Raw genomic sequence first — 16,475 nt, forward strand, 5'->3', positions numbered from 1 at the left:
AGATGGGGTGACATGGCGGACCGTCTGTCGGCACGCGACCTGGCCTTCCTGACACGCGAGACGATGACCAGCCCGCACCACCTGGCCAGCATCGAGATCCTCGAGCCCGGCGAGAGCGGGTTCGACTACGACACCCTGCTCCAGCTCGTCGCCGACCGGCTCTCCTTCGTGCCGCGCTACCGCCAGCGCGTCCAGGTCGTCCCCGGGCGGCTGGCCAACCCGGTGTGGGCGGACGACGACCGCTTCGACATCGAGTACCACGTACGCCGCTCCGCGGTGCCGCGTCCCGGCTCGCTCGACCAGCTCCGCGACCTGGTCGGCCGGATCATCTCCCGCCCGCTGGACCGCACCCGGCCGCTGTGGGAGATCTACTACGTCGAGGGCCTCGCCGACGGCCGCGTCGCGCTCCTCAGCAAGGTCCACCAGGCCCTGGTCGACGGCGTCCACACCGTGGATCTCGGCCAGCTCCTGCTCGACGTCAGCCCCGACGCCAAGCCCCTCACCGAGGACGTCTGGAACCCGCGCCGCGAGAGCAGTACCGCGCTCGTGCTCGGGGCCGTCCGGGACTCGCTGACCGACGCCGACACACTCTCCTCCACCGCACGCCGTACGGGCGAGTCCCTGCTGGCCCTCGCCACCGGGCTCAGCGCCCGCGTGGTCGAGGTCGCCGAGACGGTCACCGGCCGCCGCTCCGACCGGCCCACACCGCTGTCCGGCCCGCTGTCGCAGCAGCGCCTCATCGTCACCCTCGACATCGCGCTGGACGACGTCCGCCGGGTGCGCGACACCCAGGGCGGCACCGTCAACGACGTCATCCTCGCGGTCGTCGCGGGCGGCCTGCGCGGATGGCTGATGACCCGCGCCGAGTCGCTCGCCGGGCTGCGGAAGGTGCGCGCCCTGGTGCCGATCAGCGTCAACGACGACCTGCTCGAGAACACCTCGCTCGGTGCTCCGGTCATCGCGCACTACGTCGACCTCCCGGTCGGGGAGGCCAGTCCGGTGGTGCGGCTGCACCAGGTCTCCTACTCCTTCGAGTCGCACAAGCAGACCGGGCGCGCGATCCCGGCCGAGCACATGACCGGCATCACCGGCTTCGCACCGACCACGTTCCACGCGGTCGGTGCCCGGGTCGCGGCGGAGGCCGACCCGCACGGCTTCCAGATCAGCGTCACCAACGTCCCGGGGCCGCAGACCCCTCGGTACTCGGCGGGTGCGACCCTGCTGGCGAGCTACCCGGTCAACCCGCTGCTGCCGGGACAGGCGATCGCGATCGGCGTGACGTCCTACGCCGGGCGGGTCTACTTCGGGATCACGGCCGACCGCGACCTCGTACCGGATGCCGACGTCTTCGGCCAATGTCTCGTCGAGGCGCTCGACGAACTGCTCGACACGGTCAACGGTGGTCGCCTGCAGGCGCCGCGCGGACGCAAGAAGAAGGGCGACTGATGACCCGCATCTACGTGCCGGCCACCCGTGAGCTGCTCACGGCCTGGCACACCGCCGGACAGATCCCGGCCGACGCGGTCGTCGACGCGTTCGAGGCCCCGGACGAGACCGAGGAGGGCGAGTACGCCGCGCTCATGTCGGCCGCCGACATCTCCGCCGAGATGCTCGACGGGCCGGGCCGCCGGATCGTGGTCGTCTGCGAGACCGACTACGCCCCGGCCGACTGGTCCGACGTGGTCGCCGTCCACGCGGACGCCGAGGACCGACCGGCCGGGGCCGACCCGGACGAGGATCTCGCGTGGTTCACCACCCAGGAGGTCCCGGACCTTCTGGGCTAGGCGGCGAGGTAGGCCTTGCCGGTGGCGTACTCCTTGGTCAGCGCCTTCTTCATCATGTCGGCGACCAGGGACTCGAGCTTGCCGCCGACCAGCGGCACCTTGACGCTGACCTGGAGCGTGATCGTCTCGATGGTCTGGGTGCCCTGCTCCTGCAGGGCGACCGACCCCTTGATGTCGGCGATCGGGACGCCGGCGTTGATGTCGAGGGTGGCGGCCAGCGGGGTCGACCAGGTCTCGTGCTGGGTCACCGTGATCGAGCTGCCGACGAACTTCTTGGCGAACGACGGGACGCCCTCGGTCTGCTGGCTGAACGTGATGTCCACGGTGCCGGGGATGCCGCTGATCGAGACGGACCGCGAGGTGGCGTGCTGCGCGTTGCACACCTTCTCCCGGAACGACGGGTCGGCGAGCATCGCCGTCACCGTCGCGAGCGGGGCGTCGTACGTCATGTCGAAGGTCACCGTGGTGCTCATGAGGTCATCATGCCCGGTCGGTGCAGGTCACGGTCAGGCGCTCTTCTTGGCCTTGCTCGCCGACTTCTTCGCGGGCTTCTTCTTCGCCGGCTTGGACCCCTCGGCGTCGTGGGCCTCGTCGGGCACCTTCTCCCCGCGGGCCTCCTTGGCCGCCGCGACGGAGCGCTGCAGGGCGGCCAACAGGTCGACGACCTCGCCCCCGGTCTTGGTGGAGGTCTCGGTGCGGGTGACCTCACCGCCCTCGATCTTGGCCTTCACCAGCGTCTCGACGGCCTCGGCGTAGTCGTCCTCGAACTCGGTCGGATCGAAGTCGCCGGCCAGCGTCTCGACGAGCATGTGCGCCATCTTGACCTCGGTGTCCTTCGGCTCGCCGAGCTCCTCGAAGGACAGCGAGAAGTCCGGGACGCGCACCTCGTCGGGCCACATCATCGTCTGGAGCACGATCACCTCGCCGTTGGGTGTGTCCCGCACCCGCAGCACCGCGACCGTGGTGCGCTGGCGCAGCGCGACGGTCACCACCGCCACCCGGTCGGCGTCCATCAGGGCCTGGCGCAGCAGCGCGTACGGCTTCGCGCCGGTCTTCTCCGGCTCGAGGTAGTAGGCCTTCTCGAACAGCATCGGGTCGATCTGGTCGCTCGGCACGAACTTCTCCACCGAGATCTCCCGCGACGACGACGACGGCAGCTCGGCCATGTCGTCGTTGGTCAGCACGACCATCTCGCCGTCCTCGGTCTCATACCCCTTCGCGATCTCGGAGTAGGGCACCTCCTCGCCGTCGACCGAGCAGACCCGCTGGTAGCGGATCCGACCGCCGTCCTTCTCGTGCACCTGCCGGAAGGAGACGTCGTGGGACTCGGTCGCCGAGTACAGCTTCACCGGCACGTTGACCAGCCCGAAGGAGACCGCGCCCTTCCAGATCGCTCGCATGCCCACCATCCTTGCTCCATGCGTCCCATGCTCGCCACTGCCGGTACCCACGTTCCGGCGGGTGAGGGCTGGATCCACGAGGTGAAGTGGGACGGCATCCGCCTGCTCGCGGAGCGTTCGGGTGGGGTCTCGACAGGCTCGCCCTCCGGGGGCTCGCCCTCCGGCGTACGCCTCACCACGCGCAACGAGAACGACGCCACCGCCGCCTGGCCCGAGCTGCTGGAGGAGCAGGCCGCCCACCTGCCGAGCGACCTGGTCGTGGACGGCGAGGTGATCGCGCTCAACGAGCGTGGCCTGCCGGACTTCCGCGTACTGGGGGAGCGGATGCACGCCCGGGACCCGCGCAAGGCCGCGCGCTTCGCCTCGACGGTCCCGGCGACGTTCATGGTCTTCGACGTGATCCGGCTCGACGGCGCCGACCTCACCGCGCTCCCGTGGACCGAGCGGCGCGCGATCCTCGAGCGGCTGGCGCAGGACGGCGCGCTCGGGCGCTGGCAGGTCCCGCCGACCTACGACGACGGCGCGATGCTGCACGCCGCGACGCTCGCGCAGGGACTCGAGGGGATCGTCAGCAAGCGGGACGGTTCACGTTACGAGCCTGGGGTACGTAGCAGGGCATGGCTCAAGTTCCCGCACCGCTTTCGCGCCTCCTACGTCGTCGGAGGCTGGCGGCCCCAGGAGGGCACGAGCGACCGGCTCGCGGCCCTGCTCGTGGGCGAGCCGACAGCGGCGGGGCTGCTGTACCGGGGCCGGGTGGGCAGCGGGATCACGGGCCGGCAGAGCACGCTGCTGCGCGAGCTGCTGACGCCGGCGTCAGCCAGCCCGTTCGCAGACGAGGTGCCGCGGGAGGACGTGAGCGGGACGCGCTGGACCGAGCCGCTGCTGGTGGTCGAGGTGGAGACGCACGGCGTCGGGACGGGGCTGGCCTCCGGCGGTCGGCTGCGGCAGCCGTCGTTCCAGGGCGTGCGCGCCGACGTGACGCCCGGGGACCTGGCGTGATCCGGACCGCGATCGCGTTGCTCATCGCCGTCACGGTGCTGGTCACGGGGCTGGTCACGGGGCTGGTCACGGGGCTGGTCACGGGGCTGGTCACGGGGCTGCTCGCGGCAGGCTCCGCCGAGGCCGCCCCGGCCTCGGTACGAGGCGACGTGGTCCGTCTCGACGGCGTCACCGTCCACCTGCGCTCCGGCACCCGCCAGGTCGTCACCGTCAACCACTCCCACGACACGTTCGCGCAGGTCAGCCTGTGGGCCTTGCGAGGCGGGCACTGGCGCCGGATCCTCGCCACCGGCGACGGCCGTACGGGCTACGGCGGGCTGGTCCCCGGCAACCGCCGCCACCAGGGCACCGGCGCGACGCCGTTGGGGACGTACGGCCTGGTCTCCGCCTTCGGCACCCACAGCGCGAGCGCCACGGCCACGGCGCTGCCCTATCGACGGATCCGGTCGGGGGACTTCTGGGTGGAGGACAACGCCTCCGCGTTCTACAACCGCTTCCGCAACCAGAGCGAGGGCGGGTTCCGCTGGTGGCTGCCGCTGAGCGACGAGAACGGCTCGGAGCGGTTGAGCGACTTCCCGGTCCAGTACGAGGATGCGATCGTGCTCGACTACAACCACCAGCAGGTCCGCCACCGGGGCGCCGGGATCTTCCTGCACGTGAACGGCAGCGGAGCGACGGCGGGCTGCGTCAGCGTCCCGCGAGCGGTGCTGCAGCGGCTGCTGCACCGCCTCGACCCGGCGTACGTGCCGGTGATCGCGATCGGGCGATGAGGTGGCCGACGACAAGCAGGAGATCCGGGTCGAGATCGAGGGCCGTACCCTCAAGGTCAGCAACCTCGCCAAGGTGCTCTACCCGGCGACCGGCACCACCAAGGGCGAGGTGCTGCACTACTACGCCACCGTCGCCGCGGCGATCCTGCCGCAGCTGAGCGGGCGTGCGGTCACCCGGGTGCGCTGGCCGCACGGCGTCGCCGGCCAGTCCTTCTTCGAGAAGAACGCGCCCGCCGGCACTCCGTCGTGGGTACGGACGGTGACCGTGCCGACCACCGGCTCGCGCACCGCCTCCCGGGAGGAGGACACCCTGACCTTCCCGGTCGTGGAGGACCTGGCCACGCTCACCTGGCTGGCCAACCTCGCCGCGATCGAGCTGCACGTCCACCAGTGGCGGGTCGACGAGCACGGTGTGCCGCTGGGCGCGGACCGGATCGTCATCGACCTGGACCCGGGCGAGCCGGCCGGGCTGCACGAGTGCGCCCGGGTGGCGCTGCTCGCCCGCGAGAAGCTCGCCGCGATCGGGGTGCCGTGCACGCCCGTGCTCAGCGGCAGCAAGGGTCTGCACCTCTACGCGCTGCTGGCGTCGCCGATGGCCAGCGACGACGCCACCGCTGTCGCCAAGGAGGTTGCCGAGCAGCTCCAGAAGGAGCACCCGAGCCTCGTCACCGCCACGATGACCAAGTCCAAGCGGTCCGGCAAGGTCTTCCTCGACTGGTCACAGAACGCCGGATCGAAGACCACCGTCTGCCCGTACTCGCTGCGGGGCAAGGAGCGCCCGACGGTCGCCGCTCCGATCAGCTGGGACGAGGTCGAGGCGGGGGCCGAGGACCCCCTCGCGCTGGAGCAGCTCACCTTCGGCGAGGTCCTCGTGCGGCTCGAGGAGCACGGCGACCTCTTCGCTGTTACCGCGCCGTAGAAACCTGTGGACACGGCGTGCCACCGCCGTTCGCTCGGTCGTCCTACCTTTCGGATGTGGAGATTCCGGCCGTGCCCCAGCGCCGCCCGGCGCGGGCCTGGCGCTGGCGGGTGATCGGGGTGGTGGCCGTCGCCGTGGTCGCCTTCGGGGTCCTCATCCCGGTCACACTCGGGCTGCGGGTCACGGTGGTCGGCAACGATGACCTGGCCGGTCGGGTCGACCGGGGCACGGTCCTGTTCACGCTCCGCACCACCTCGGGCGCGGTGGAGCGCGGCGACACGATCAGGTTCAAAGAGCCCGCCGACTACGGAGACAAGTCGGTGGTGCGTCAGGTCGACGGCGTCAACGACCTGGGGATCCGGACGGTGCGTACGGGCGCCATCGACCCGTGGCAGCTGCCCGCCGGCACAGCGGTGTCCAAGGTCGTCGCCAGCGTCCCGTACGCCGGCTATCCGATCCTCGGGGCCGCGGATCCGGCGGCGTGGCTGGTCCTCGCGGCGATCCTCGGATCGGGGCTGGTGGTGCTCGCCATCGCCCGGCTCGTGGTCGCGGAGCGGGGGCGCCGCCGGGGCGCTCGCGAGACGGTTGTGGCAATTGCCCGACAGACGGGCGAGTGATCCCTATCCTTCTCCCGTGAGCCATCGCGTGCTGGTCGTCGAGGACGAGGAAGACATCGCCTTCCCCCTTGTGCGCACGTTGGAGCGCGAGGGCTACGCGGTGACCTGGGTCGAGACCGGCTCGGCGGCTCTGCACGAGCTCGAGCGCGGGGCGGAGTCACCGGCCGACGTGGTCATCCTCGACCTCGGCCTGGGGGACATGGACGGCCTGGACGTGTGCCGTGAGGCCCGCTCCGGCGGCTTCGACGGCGGCATCATGATCGTGACCGCGCGCTCGGGCGAGCTCGACCGGGTGGTGGGCCTCGACTACGGCGCCGATGACTACCTGGCCAAGCCCTTCGGCCTGGCCGAGCTGCAGGCCCGGGTGCGCGCGTTGCTGCGCCGCACCGTCGGTCGAGCGGTGTCGGTCGACGGCGGCGGCCTGCGGATCGACGTCGGCGCGCACCGCGTCTACACCGAGGACCGCGAGGTCCCGCTCACCGGCAAGGAGTTCGAGGTCCTCGCCCTGCTCGCCAGCCAGCGCGGCAAGGTCGTGGCCCGCGAGCGGCTGATGGCCGAGGTGTGGGACGAGAACTGGTTCGGCTCCACCAAGACACTCGACGTCACCATCGGACGTCTGCGCAGCAAGCTCGAGGCCGCCGCGGTGACCGACAAGGTCGTCGCGGTGCGAGGAGTGGGATTCCGCCTCGAGGGCGGCCAGGAGGATGCGTAGGCGGAGCACGCCTCTCTTCGTGCTTCTCGTTCTGCTCGTCGCGTCCTTCGGCTACCTCCTGCGCACCTGGTCGGTGGAGCACAGGGTCCGTGACCACGACGACCTCCTGATCAGGCAGACAGCCGCGGCGATCGCCGTCGCTGTCCACGAGCGCCGCGACGACGGCGGGGTGATCAACGCCGAGTTCCTGCGCCCGTTCCTGGAGGACGGGACCGGGGTGCGCTACCACGCCGTCGACGGTGCCGACATCGAGGTTCGCTCGACCGGCTTCTCGGGTCCGCTCGGCCCGGACGACGGCACCGCGAACCTGTGGGCCACGGTCAGCATCGACGACGGCGGCTACGTCCTGGTGAGCGAGGACGACCACGTCCCCCACGATGTGGCCTGGCCGAGCACCGCCACCCTGCTGCTCGCCCTGCTTGCGGTCGGAGCGCTGTCCACCCTCGGGGGGATCGCCCTCGCCCGGGCGTACGAGCGGCCGTTCCACCAGCTCGCCGAGGCGGCGGCGGCGCTGGGGCGGGGCCGCTTCCAGCTCGACCTGAGACCCAGCAACGTCCCGGCCGCCAATGAGATCGCCTCGGCGCTGGAGGCCAGCGCCCAGCAGCTCCAGGACCGGATGGAGACCGACGAGCGGCTGGCCCAGCGTGCCTCGCACGTGCTGCGGACCCCGCTGACCGGCCTGCGCCTCGAGCTCGAGGAGGCCGCTCTCGACGAGGACCTCAAGCCCGAGACCGCGGCCGCGCTGCAGCGCTCGCTCGCCCGGGTCGACCAGCTCGACGCGGTCACCGGCGAGCTGGTGGCGCTGGCCCGCCATCGGGCCCTGGTGGCCGACGCCGCGATCGAGCTCGGGACGCTGGCCCGCCAGCTCACCCAGCGCTGGGCCGACGAGCTCGATACGCAGCACCGCACCCTGACCGCGGCGATCGAGGGCGACGCCACCACGACCTACACCCCGGGACCCGTCGAGCAGATCCTCGAGCTGCTCCTCGCCGACCTGGAGCATCGCAGCGCCGGGGACGTCAGGCTGGTCTTCGCCGCCGGCTCCGACGGTCACCTGCGGATCACGATCACCGCCGAGTCGGCGATCGCGGTGCGCAAGGCGAGCACCTCGCCGCTGCTGCGCGCCCGTACGGTCGCCGTCGCGCTGGGCGGACGACTGGAGGGCGAGTACGCCGAGGGTGGTGTGGAAGTGGTCCTCCCGCGGCGATGAGCACACCGGGATGAAAGGATGCGCATCATGACGACCTCGCGGCCGATCGAGACCTGGCTGACCGACATGGACGGCGTGCTCGTCCACGAGGAGGTGCCGCTGCCCGGCGCCTCGGAGTTCATCGAGGCGCTGAAGGCCACCGGCCGGCGCTTCCTCGTGCTCACCAACAACTCGATCTTCACCCCACGCGACCTGCGCGCACGCCTGCTCGGCAGCGGCATCGACGTGCCGGAGGACGCGATCTGGACCTCGGCGCTCGCGACCGCGAAGTTCCTCGCCGACCAGCGCCCCGGCGGCTCGGCGTACGTCGTCGGCGAGGCCGGCCTGACCACCGCCCTGCACGACGTGGGCTACGTGATGACCGACCGCAAGCCGGACTACGTCGTGCTGGGGGAGACCCGCACCTACTCGTTCGAGGCGATCACGCGAGCGATCCGGCTGATCGAGGGCGGCGCGCGCTTCATCGCCACCAACCCCGACGCGAGCGGCCCCTCCCAGCAGGGCACCCTGCCGGCGACCGGGTCGGTGGCGGCCCTGATCTCGACCGCGACCGGGCGCCAGCCGTACTTCATCGGCAAGCCCAACCCGCTGATGATGCGCTCCGCGCTCGACCGGATCGAGGGTCACTCGGCAACCACCGCGATGGTCGGCGACCGGATGGACACCGACGTGATCAGTGGCCTGGAGGCCGGCCTGCGGACCTTCCTGGTGCTCACCGGATCCACCCGTGCCGACCAGGTCGAGAACTTCCCGTACCGGCCCACCCACGTGGTCGACGGCGTCAAGGATCTGGTCTCGCTCGTCCAGTGAGTTGAAAAGTAAACATGTGTGAAACGCGTCACGGTAAAGGACGCGATTCACGCGGGGGATGTGACCTGGGGCACGCCTGGTCGAGTGTCCGAGTTGGATTTCGGCCGAGAGGCGTGCCTACCGTCCTGACCGCTTGCAGAGGCAAGCATCGGTCCACCGGGCACGCCGAGTCCTGTCCCTTCCGGTAACCGATCCTCGAGCTTGAAACCAGGGGCAGGAGCGGGGGACCCACGTTTTACGCCGTACGCCGGATGCCGGTGTGCGGCTCGGGGTGAAGCCGAGGCTCTGAGAGATCAGGGCACGGCCGGGCAACCTTCTCGCCCGAACCCGACAGCTCACCTCGCAGGCGTGGGAAGGACACCCACGCATGCCCACATTCATTCGCACCACCCTGGCCGCGACCGCATCGATCGGTCTGCTGGCACTTGTTCCGGCGGCTGCCCAGGCGGCCACCACCCCGGCCGCGTCGACCACGGCCACGTCCAGCACGGCCACGTCCAGCACGGCGGTGACAGCCACGGCCCCGCGCCTGACGGCCCACCAGCGCAAGGTCGAGCGCGAGCATCGGCGCAAGGTCCGCAAGCGTCACCGCGCGCACCTGCACCAGGTCCGCGAGCACCGACGCGTCGTGGCTCGCAACCACAGCGTCTACCGCGCCCTCGCGGTGGCCACGCACCAGCAGGGCGACCCGTACGTGTACGGCGCCGTCGGCCCGGGCTCGTTCGACTGCTCCGGCCTCATGCTGTTCTCGTTCCGCGCGGCCGGCATCCACCTGCCGCGCACCTCCGCGGCCCAGGCCGGCGCCGTGCGCCACATCCCGCGCTCCGCGATGCGCCCGGGCGACCTGGTCTTCTTCACCGAGGGCAGCCACGTCTACCACGTCGGCATGTTCGACGGCTGGAGCCACGGTCGTCGGATCATCGTGCACGCGCCCTACAGCGGCACCCACGTCCGCAAGGAAGCCATCTGGACCAACAGCTGGTTCGCGGGCACCGAGCGCCTCCCGCGCTGATCCCACCGCTTCACCCCACAGCTTCACCCCACAGCTTCACCCCACCGGCAGCGCCGGCGGCTCGTCCGACCCTTCGGTCACACGAGCCGCTGGCGCTGGCGTTGTTTGATCTGCTCGGCGAAGAGCGCGCGGCGCAGGGTGGTGGCGTCGCGGTTGTCGGCCTCGAGCGCGAGGACGACCTCGGTGCCCTCGTCGTGCGTGGTGACGCGATAGACCACGCCGGGCAGGGCGAACAGGTCCTCGCCGACGCTGAAGGAGGCGACCACCTCGGCGGCCTCGGGGAGGTCGGCGAGGGAGAGCCGGCAGCGCAGACCCGCCTCGCTGGCGTCCAGCATGATCCCGTCGTACGAGGTGCCGTCGTGCTCCACGGTGATCCGGCTGCTCACCGGGACCCGGACGTGCGCGCGCCGGTTGATGTGGCGCGTACGGGTGGCGCTGCTCGCCGGGCGTGTGTGCCAGACCCGGACCGGGCCGTCGACGGCGCTGCCGACGATGACGAGCACGAGCTCGCACAGGCCGGCGGTGGAGGTCCAGCACACCGTGATCTCGGTGCCCTCCATGGACCGGGCGCGGCTCATCAGCTCGAACGGCGTGGCGAGCACCAGGGCGCCGTCCTCGACGCCCTCGCTGCGGCTGGTGTACTCGGCACCCTCCGAGCTGCGGAGGATCACGGGGTGGTTCAGCGGTGGGATCTCCACGACTCTCCTTCAGGCCATGTGCAGCCGCAGGATAGGCGCGATCGGGAAGCTTCGCCCGCGACACGCGAACGGCGTTACCCGAGCGTCACTCGACCGCGAGCTGCCGTGCCCGGATCTGCTCGGCGAAGACCGCGCGTCGTACGGCGGTGGCGGTGCGCTCGTCGTCCGGCAGGCTGATGATCAGCTCGGTGTCGGAGCCCGACGGCGTGCTGCGGAAGATCGTGCCCTTGAGGGCGAAGTCCTGGCCGCCGAGGGTGAACATCACCCGCACCCGCCGCGGCTCGTCCGGCGCGGCGTCGTGCTCGGAGGTGGACTCGGGCGTCGGCTCGGGCAGCCGCTCGCGCACGAGGCAGCGCACTGCCGCCTCGCTGATGTCGAGCATCGAGGCGGCGACCTCCGCGCCGTCGATCTCGATGACCAGGGCGATGGCGACGGCGACCCGGACGTGCGCGCGCCGGTTGGCCCGACGGGCGGGGCCGGTGGGTACCGCGTGCCAGATCCGGACCTTGCCGTCGACGGAGCGCTCCGTCACCCGTACGGGCAGGGAGTGCAGGCCACCATCGCTGGTCCACTGCACGTCGAACGGACGGCCCACGTCGAGCGTGGTGTCGAGCGGGAGGCCGAACGGCCGGGCCAGGGTGAGGCCACCACCGTCGACACCCTCGACGCGACTGGCGTAGTCGCCCTCCTCGCCCCGCAGGAGAACGGGCTGGTTCACGTCCGGGCTTTGCACGGACCCATCATCGGCGATCCGGCGCCGGATCAGTGCTAAACGCGCCAAGTCGAGGTCACGTTCCTGTCACTTGACCACGAGTTATCCACAGAACGTTGTCGTCGGTTTCGCTGGCCGCTGCGGCGGAGAGAGAGCGGGCATGGGGATGTCGCCATCGGTCGACGTGCTGGCCGACCAGCAGCTGGTCGAGCTGCTCGACGCGCAGCTGCGCGAGCTGGTCCGCCGCGAGGCGGTCGATCCGCAGCGCGAGGGCGCTGTCGTACGGCGCCTCGCCGAGGCCGTGGTCCGCGCTCACGACGAGCGCTCCCTGACCGGCGCGGTCCTGCCCGTCCCCGACCCCCAGGCCGTGGTCGCTGAGCTGATCGCCCGCGTCGCGGGCTTCGGGGTGCTGCAGCCCTACCTCGACGACGACGAGGTCGAGGAGGTCTGGATCAACGACGTCTCGAAGGTCTTCATCGCCCGCAACGGTCGCCACGAGCTGACCAACCTGGTCCTGGACCCGCAGCAGGTGACGGAGCTGGTCGAGCGGATGCTCAAGGTGTCGGGGCGCCGGCTCGACCGCTCGACGCCGTTCGTCGACGCGACCATGCCGGGCGGCCACCGGCTGCATGTGGTGCTGGAGGGGATATCCCGGGGCTTCTCCGCGGTCAACATCCGCAAGTTCACGATGCGTGCCACCCGCCTGGCCGACCTGGTCGAGCTCGGCTCCCTCACCGCACCCGCCGCTGCCTTCCTGGAGGCGAGCGTCCGCGCCGGGCTCAACATCCTCGTCGCCGGCGGGACGCAGGCCGGCAAGACCACCATGCTGAACTGTCTGGCCGCCGCGATCCCCGGCGCCGACCGGGTGATCAGCGCGGAGGAGGTCTGGGAGCTGCGCTTCCCGCATCCCGACTGGGTCGCGATGCAGACCCGGCAGGCCGGTCTGGAGGGCACCGGCGAGGTGCGCCTGCGCGATCTGGTGAAGGAGTCGCTGCGGATGCGGCCCTCGCGGATCATCGTCGGCGAGGTGCGCGCCGAGGAGTGCCTCGACCTGTTGCTGGCGCTCAACAGCGGGATCCCGGGGATGTGCACGATCCACGCCAACTCCGGGCGCGAGGCACTGGTCAAGGTCTGCACGCTCCCGCTGCTGGCCGGCGAGAACATCTCACCGAAGTTCGTGATCCCGACCGTCGCCTCGAGCGTCGACCTGGTCGTCCATCTCGGCATGGACGCCCGCGGCGTGCGTCGGGTGAACGAGATCGTTGCCGTCCCGGGCCGGGTCGAGAACGACATCATCGAGACCGCGCCGGTCTTCGAGCGCCGCGGCGGCGAGCTGCTCCGGGGGAGCGGGGTGCCGCCGAGGAGCGAGCGGTACGAGCGGATCGGCGTCGATCTCCACGCCCTGTTGGCGGGAGCCCGCTGATGGGCGCCGTGCTGGGGCTGGGCATCGGCGTGGGCCTGCTGCTGTGCTGGTCGGCGTTCGCGCTGCCCCGGACCCCGCGCGGCCCCCGCGAGGCCGACCGGACCGGCGCCCTCCTGGCCCGGGCCGGGTTGCAGGGTGTCTCCTCCACCAGCCTCTGGCTGCTCTGCGGCGCCTGCGGACTCGTGGTGTTCCTGCTGAGCGAGATCGTCACCCGTACGCCTCCGGTCGCGGTGAGCTTCGCCGCCATGGCGGGCTACCTCCCCGTGGCGATCGTGGCGGGGCGGGCGCGGCGCCGGCAGCGCGAGTTCGCCGAGGTCTGGCCCGAGGCGGTCGACAACCTGGCCTCCGCGGTCCGCGCCGGGCTCTCGCTGCCCGAGGCGCTCTCGGGATTGGCGGTCCGGGGCCCCGAGGCGCTGCGCGAGCCGTTCGGGCAGTTCGCTCGACTACCAGGTGTCGGGTCGGTTCGGTGACTGTCTCGACCGGCTCAAGGACCGACTCGCCGACCCCGTCGGCGACCGGGTCGTCGAGGGCCTGCGGATCGCCCGCGAGGTCGGCGGCGGCGAGCTCGGCCGGCTGCTGCGCAACCTGTCGGGATACCTGCGCGCCGAGGCCCGCACCCGATCCGAGCTCGAGGCGCGCCAGGCCTGGGCCGTGAACGGCGCTCGGCTCGCGGTGGCGGCGCCGTGGCTGGTGCTGCTCTTCCTCTCCTTCCAACCCGACGTGATCCAGCGCTACTCCTCGCCCGGCGGCATCGTGGTGCTGGCCGGCGGCGCGGCGGCCTGCGTCATGGCCTACCGGGTGATGCTCCGGATCGGCCGTCTCCCGACCGAGCGGCGGATCCTGCGATGAACCCCATCCGGATGCTCGCTCCGCTCCGCTGTGGGCAGGGACCCCGATGAGCACCGGCGCGATCGGCGGGGCAGCGCTCGGCGCGGTCGCCGGAGGAGGCCTGCTGCTGGTGGCCACCCGGGTGCGCGCGATCCGGCGCCCCCAGCTGGCCGACCGGGTGCTCCCCTACATCCGCGATCTGTCGACCGCGCCGGCCGCGCCTCCCGCCGCCGGCCCGCTGCCGCCGGTCGTGGGAGCGGTCTTCGGCCCGGTGCTGCGCCGCGCTGCCGACGCCGTCGAGCGGGTGCTGGGAGGCGCGACCTCGGTGCAGCGTCGCCTCGACCGGGCCGGCCTCGACCGCAGCGTGCACGACTTCCGCGTCGAACAGGTGCTCTGGGGCCTCGGCTGCTTCGCCGCCGCTGCGCTCTACGGCCTGCTTCGCGGCCTGGGCGATCCGGGGAGCGCGGTGCCTGCGCTGCTGGTCTGTGCGATCGCCTTCGTCTTCGGCGTGCTCGCCCGTGACTCGTGGCTGACCAGCCAGGTGCGCGATCGCGAACGGCGGATCGTGGCGGAGTTCCCGGCCGTCGCCGAGATGCTCGCGCTCGCGGTCGCGGCGGGGGAGTCGCCGATAGGCGCGCTCGATCGGGTCGTACGCCGCAGCGACGGCGAGCTGTCCGTGGAGCTCGCCCGCGTGCTGGCCGCCGTGCGGACGGGCCAGCCGGTCGCAGCGGCGTTCGACGACCTCGCCGCCCGTACGGGACTCCCGCTCGTGGCCCGCTTCGCCTCCGGCATCGCCGTCGCGATCGAGCGCGGCACCCCGCTGGCCGACGTCCTGCACGCACAGGCCGCCGACGTCCGCGAGGCGGGCCGCCGCGAGCTGATCGAGGTCGCGGCCCGCAAGGAGGTCCTGATGATGCTGCCGATCGTCTTCCTCGTCATGCCCACCACCGTCATCTTCGCGTTCTTCCCCGGCGTCCTCGGCCTCCACCTCGGTCTGTCCTGAAACTCGGAAAGGAACATCCCATGGACCGTCTCCTGCTCGCCCTCCTCAGGCTCCATCACGACCTCGCCGAACGGCGCGACGACCGCGGCGACGTCCCGGGCTGGGTGATGATCGTGGTGATGACAGCGGGCTTGTGCGCTGCGCTCTACGGCGTCGCGCGCGACCAGCTCAACACCATGCTCACCAACGCCCTGGCCCAGGTGAAGTAGCTGCCCGGCGGTCGAGGTGCGAGCCAAGCAGATCCGAGCGACGTGGCCGTCGAAGCCACAGCGCGGGTCGGCGGTCGTCGACTTCGTGCTGGTGCTGCTCGTCCTGGTCCCGCTCGTGCTCGGCATCCTCCAGGTCGCGCTCGTCCTCTACGTGCGCAACACCCTCGCCTCGGCCGCGTCCGAGGGCGCGCGCTACGCCGCCACACTCGGCCACAGCGAGGCCGACGGCGTCGCCCGGACGCGAAGCCAGCTGCAGGGCGTGATGTCGGCCGACTACGCCCGGGAGATCGATGCCGGCCCGACGACGATCGCGGGCGCCCCGGCCGTCCAGATCACCGTGCATGCGAAGGTACCGGCGCTCGGGCTCTGGGGCCCGGCGGTCTCGCTCACCGTCACGGGGCACGCCGTGCGGGAGGCGCCGTGAGGCTCACCGGGAGGCGGGACGAGCGGGGGAGCGGTCTGGTCGAGCTGACCTGGCTCGGCATCCTGCTGCTCGTACCCCTGGTCTGGATCCTGCTCTCCGTCTTCACCGTGCAGCGTGGCGCGTTCGCGGTGAGCGGCGCCGCGCGGGCCGCGGGGCGGGCGTATGTCCTGGCGCCCAGTGACGCCATCGGTCTGGAGCGCGCCCGGGCAGCCGCGCAGCAAGCGCTCGCCGACCAGGGCATCACGGATGCGCCGCTCGAGGTCACGGTCACCTGCGAGCCGTACCCCCAGGCCTGCCACAGCGGCACCTCGGTGGTCACCATCCGGATCGGCAGCAGCGTCCAGCTCCCGCTGTTGCCGGTGCTCCTGGGCGGCGGCGCCCCGCGGTTCGCGCTCGACGCCACCCAGGTGGTGCCGGTCGGGCAGTACCGGGAGGTGGCAGCCCGTGACGCGCCGTGAGCGGAGGTACGAACGGGGGTCGACGATCCCGCTGATCATCGGCTTCGCCCTCGTGCTCGCGCTGGTCGTCGGGGTGGTCGTGGACGCCACCGCCGCATACCTCCGGCGTCAGGAGCTCGACTCGCTCGCCGACGGCGCGGCGCTGCGCGGTGCGGACCTGGGCGCCGCCGGCACGGAGGTGTACGGCGGCGGCCTCGGTGCTGCCGACCTCGAGCTCACGCCGGCGGCCGCGCGGGAGGCGGTCGACGCCTACCTCGCCGCCGTCGGTGCCTACCGCCGCTACCCGGGGCTGCTGGCCGAGGTCAGCATCGACGTGCCCGCCCACCGGATCCGCGTGCACCTCCAGGCACCCGCCGACCTGCCCCTGCACGTCCCCGGCTCACCCGCGCACCCGCTTGTGGGCGCGGAGGGCTCGGCCGTGGTCATGCTGGATCGATAGCGTTCTTCGGTTCGGGTTCGCCGCTACTTCACCTGCGGTTCTCCCGCC

The 16,475-nt window shown here is 71.8% G+C and carries 22 protein-coding genes and 1 riboswitch; of the genes, 18 read left to right on the top strand and 4 right to left on the bottom strand.

Annotation, left to right across the window (positions count from 1 at the left end; all coding sequences use genetic code 11):
• The first annotated feature begins 12 nt into the window (after positions 1 to 12).
• Positions 13 to 1,446, top strand: a complete 1,434-nt coding sequence (locus tag ACZ5L9_RS11310) for a WS/DGAT/MGAT family O-acyltransferase (protein WP_464527700.1) — start codon at positions 13 to 15, stop codon at positions 1,444 to 1,446.
• A complete protein-coding gene (locus ACZ5L9_RS11315) occupies positions 1,446 to 1,784 on the top strand; it encodes a DUF6912 family protein (protein WP_464527702.1) in 339 nt (112 codons plus the stop codon). The genes ACZ5L9_RS11310 and ACZ5L9_RS11315 overlap by 1 nt, the downstream gene beginning before the upstream one ends.
• Here the strand turns inward: ACZ5L9_RS11315 and ACZ5L9_RS11320 are convergent.
• Positions 1,781 to 2,257 carry a DUF2505 domain-containing protein gene (locus tag ACZ5L9_RS11320; RefSeq protein WP_464527703.1) on the bottom strand — a complete coding sequence of 159 codons (477 nt, stop codon included), beginning with the start codon at positions 2,255 to 2,257 and terminating at the stop codon, positions 1,781 to 1,783. The two genes, ACZ5L9_RS11315 and ACZ5L9_RS11320, sit on opposite strands and share 4 nt — an antisense overlap.
• A gap of 33 nt (positions 2,258 to 2,290) precedes the next feature.
• Positions 2,291 to 3,184 carry a non-homologous end joining protein Ku gene (gene ku / locus ACZ5L9_RS11325; RefSeq protein ID WP_464527705.1) on the bottom strand — a complete coding sequence of 298 codons (894 nt, stop codon included), beginning with the start codon at positions 3,182 to 3,184 and terminating at the stop codon, positions 2,291 to 2,293.
• A gap of 18 nt (positions 3,185 to 3,202) precedes the next feature.
• Here ku and ACZ5L9_RS11330 point away from each other — a divergent pair, with 18 nt between their 5' ends.
• From ACZ5L9_RS11330 to ACZ5L9_RS11365, 8 genes are all read left to right on the top strand, one after another.
• Complete coding sequence (locus ACZ5L9_RS11330) at positions 3,203 to 4,183, top strand: ATP-dependent DNA ligase (RefSeq protein WP_464527707.1); 981 nt, start codon at positions 3,203 to 3,205, stop codon at positions 4,181 to 4,183.
• A complete protein-coding gene (locus ACZ5L9_RS11335) occupies positions 4,180 to 4,953 on the top strand; it encodes a L,D-transpeptidase family protein (protein WP_464527709.1) in 774 nt (257 codons plus the stop codon). The genes ACZ5L9_RS11330 and ACZ5L9_RS11335 overlap by 4 nt, the downstream gene beginning before the upstream one ends.
• 1 nt (position 4,954) lies before the next feature.
• Positions 4,955 to 5,872 carry a non-homologous end-joining DNA ligase gene (gene ligD / locus ACZ5L9_RS11340; RefSeq protein WP_464527710.1) on the top strand — a complete coding sequence of 306 codons (918 nt, stop codon included), beginning with the start codon at positions 4,955 to 4,957 and terminating at the stop codon, positions 5,870 to 5,872.
• Positions 5,873 to 5,928: 56 nt separating this feature from the next.
• Entirely contained in the window at positions 5,929 to 6,489 is a 561-nt protein-coding gene (locus ACZ5L9_RS11345; protein WP_464527711.1) for a hypothetical protein, read from the top strand.
• 16 nt (positions 6,490 to 6,505) lie between these two features.
• A complete protein-coding gene (locus ACZ5L9_RS11350; protein ID WP_464527712.1) occupies positions 6,506 to 7,201 on the top strand; it encodes a response regulator transcription factor in 696 nt (231 codons plus the stop codon).
• 19 nt (positions 7,202 to 7,220) lie between these two features.
• Positions 7,221 to 8,411 carry a histidine kinase dimerization/phospho-acceptor domain-containing protein gene (locus tag ACZ5L9_RS11355; RefSeq protein ID WP_464527714.1) on the top strand — a complete coding sequence of 397 codons (1,191 nt, stop codon included), beginning with the start codon at positions 7,221 to 7,223 and terminating at the stop codon, positions 8,409 to 8,411.
• A gap of 27 nt (positions 8,412 to 8,438) precedes the next feature.
• Complete coding sequence (locus ACZ5L9_RS11360) at positions 8,439 to 9,221, top strand: HAD-IIA family hydrolase (protein ID WP_464527716.1); 783 nt, start codon at positions 8,439 to 8,441, stop codon at positions 9,219 to 9,221.
• A 188-nt stretch (positions 9,222 to 9,409) separates the two neighbouring features.
• Positions 9,410 to 9,585: riboswitch (cyclic di-AMP (ydaO/yuaA leader) on the top strand.
• A 3-nt stretch (positions 9,586 to 9,588) separates the two neighbouring features.
• Entirely contained in the window at positions 9,589 to 10,233 is a 645-nt protein-coding gene (locus tag ACZ5L9_RS11365) for a C40 family peptidase (RefSeq protein ID WP_464527718.1), read from the top strand.
• A 77-nt stretch (positions 10,234 to 10,310) separates the two neighbouring features.
• On the opposite strand, the gene ACZ5L9_RS11370 is transcribed toward ACZ5L9_RS11365, so the two are convergent.
• Both ACZ5L9_RS11370 and ACZ5L9_RS11375 read right to left on the bottom strand, forming a co-directional pair.
• Positions 10,311 to 10,931 carry a PilZ domain-containing protein gene (locus ACZ5L9_RS11370; protein WP_464527720.1) on the bottom strand — a complete coding sequence of 207 codons (621 nt, stop codon included), beginning with the start codon at positions 10,929 to 10,931 and terminating at the stop codon, positions 10,311 to 10,313.
• A gap of 85 nt (positions 10,932 to 11,016) precedes the next feature.
• Positions 11,017 to 11,664: a PilZ domain-containing protein gene (locus tag ACZ5L9_RS11375; RefSeq protein WP_464527722.1), complete on the bottom strand. Its 648-nt coding sequence runs from the start codon at positions 11,662 to 11,664 to the stop codon at positions 11,017 to 11,019.
• Between the two features lie 139 nt (positions 11,665 to 11,803).
• On the opposite strand from ACZ5L9_RS11375, the gene ACZ5L9_RS11380 reads away from it, so the two are divergent.
• Genes ACZ5L9_RS11380 through ACZ5L9_RS11415 form a run of 8 tightly spaced genes read left to right on the top strand, consistent with a single transcriptional unit; the run spans position 11,804 to position 16,427 of the window.
• Positions 11,804 to 13,066 (top strand): CpaF family protein, encoded by a 1,263-nt coding sequence (locus tag ACZ5L9_RS11380; protein ID WP_464527724.1) that lies wholly within the window; start codon positions 11,804 to 11,806, stop codon positions 13,064 to 13,066.
• Entirely contained in the window at positions 13,066 to 13,536 is a 471-nt protein-coding gene (locus tag ACZ5L9_RS11385) for a type II secretion system F family protein (RefSeq protein WP_464527727.1), read from the top strand. Before ACZ5L9_RS11380 ends, ACZ5L9_RS11385 begins: the two co-directional genes overlap by 1 nt.
• Positions 13,517 to 13,915, top strand: a complete 399-nt coding sequence (locus tag ACZ5L9_RS11390; RefSeq protein ID WP_464527728.1) for a type II secretion system F family protein — start codon at positions 13,517 to 13,519, stop codon at positions 13,913 to 13,915. Before ACZ5L9_RS11385 ends, ACZ5L9_RS11390 begins: the two co-directional genes overlap by 20 nt.
• Positions 13,916 to 13,961: 46 nt before the next feature.
• Positions 13,962 to 14,897, top strand: a complete 936-nt coding sequence (locus tag ACZ5L9_RS11395; RefSeq protein ID WP_464527730.1) for a type II secretion system F family protein — start codon at positions 13,962 to 13,964, stop codon at positions 14,895 to 14,897.
• Positions 14,898 to 14,917: 20 nt separating this feature from the next.
• Positions 14,918 to 15,106, top strand: coding sequence for a hypothetical protein (locus tag ACZ5L9_RS11400; protein ID WP_464527732.1), 189 nt, complete (start codon positions 14,918 to 14,920; stop codon positions 15,104 to 15,106).
• 16 nt (positions 15,107 to 15,122) lie between these two features.
• Positions 15,123 to 15,530 (top strand): TadE/TadG family type IV pilus assembly protein, encoded by a 408-nt coding sequence (locus ACZ5L9_RS11405; protein ID WP_464527734.1) that lies wholly within the window; start codon positions 15,123 to 15,125, stop codon positions 15,528 to 15,530.
• Entirely contained in the window at positions 15,527 to 15,988 is a 462-nt protein-coding gene (locus ACZ5L9_RS11410; protein ID WP_464527736.1) for a hypothetical protein, read from the top strand. The genes ACZ5L9_RS11405 and ACZ5L9_RS11410 overlap by 4 nt, the downstream gene beginning before the upstream one ends.
• Positions 15,975 to 16,427 (top strand): pilus assembly protein TadG-related protein, encoded by a 453-nt coding sequence (locus ACZ5L9_RS11415; protein ID WP_464527737.1) that lies wholly within the window; start codon positions 15,975 to 15,977, stop codon positions 16,425 to 16,427. The genes ACZ5L9_RS11410 and ACZ5L9_RS11415 overlap by 14 nt, the downstream gene beginning before the upstream one ends.
• Positions 16,428 to 16,475 lie beyond the last annotated feature (48 nt).

The organism is Nocardioides sp. JCM 18998 (assembly GCF_055391535.1).

Coding starts and splice junctions, on each gene's coding strand:
- ACZ5L9_RS11310 (WP_464527700.1), top strand. CDS start 13: ATGGCGGACCGTCTGTCGGCACGCGACCTGGCCTTCCTGACACGCGAG.
- ACZ5L9_RS11400 (WP_464527732.1), top strand. CDS start 14,918: ATGGACCGTCTCCTGCTCGCCCTCCTCAGGCTCCATCACGACCTCGCC.
- ku (WP_464527705.1), bottom strand. CDS start 3,184: ATGCGAGCGATCTGGAAGGGCGCGGTCTCCTTCGGGCTGGTCAACGTG.
- ACZ5L9_RS11315 (WP_464527702.1), top strand. CDS start 1,446: ATGACCCGCATCTACGTGCCGGCCACCCGTGAGCTGCTCACGGCCTGG.
- ACZ5L9_RS11395 (WP_464527730.1), top strand. CDS start 13,962: ATGAGCACCGGCGCGATCGGCGGGGCAGCGCTCGGCGCGGTCGCCGGA.
- ACZ5L9_RS11360 (WP_464527716.1), top strand. CDS start 8,439: ATGACGACCTCGCGGCCGATCGAGACCTGGCTGACCGACATGGACGGC.
- ACZ5L9_RS11380 (WP_464527724.1), top strand. CDS start 11,804: ATGGGGATGTCGCCATCGGTCGACGTGCTGGCCGACCAGCAGCTGGTC.
- ACZ5L9_RS11385 (WP_464527727.1), top strand. CDS start 13,066: ATGGGCGCCGTGCTGGGGCTGGGCATCGGCGTGGGCCTGCTGCTGTGC.
- ACZ5L9_RS11320 (WP_464527703.1), bottom strand. CDS start 2,257: ATGAGCACCACGGTGACCTTCGACATGACGTACGACGCCCCGCTCGCG.
- ACZ5L9_RS11330 (WP_464527707.1), top strand. CDS start 3,203: ATGCGTCCCATGCTCGCCACTGCCGGTACCCACGTTCCGGCGGGTGAG.
- ACZ5L9_RS11365 (WP_464527718.1), top strand. CDS start 9,589: ATGCCCACATTCATTCGCACCACCCTGGCCGCGACCGCATCGATCGGT.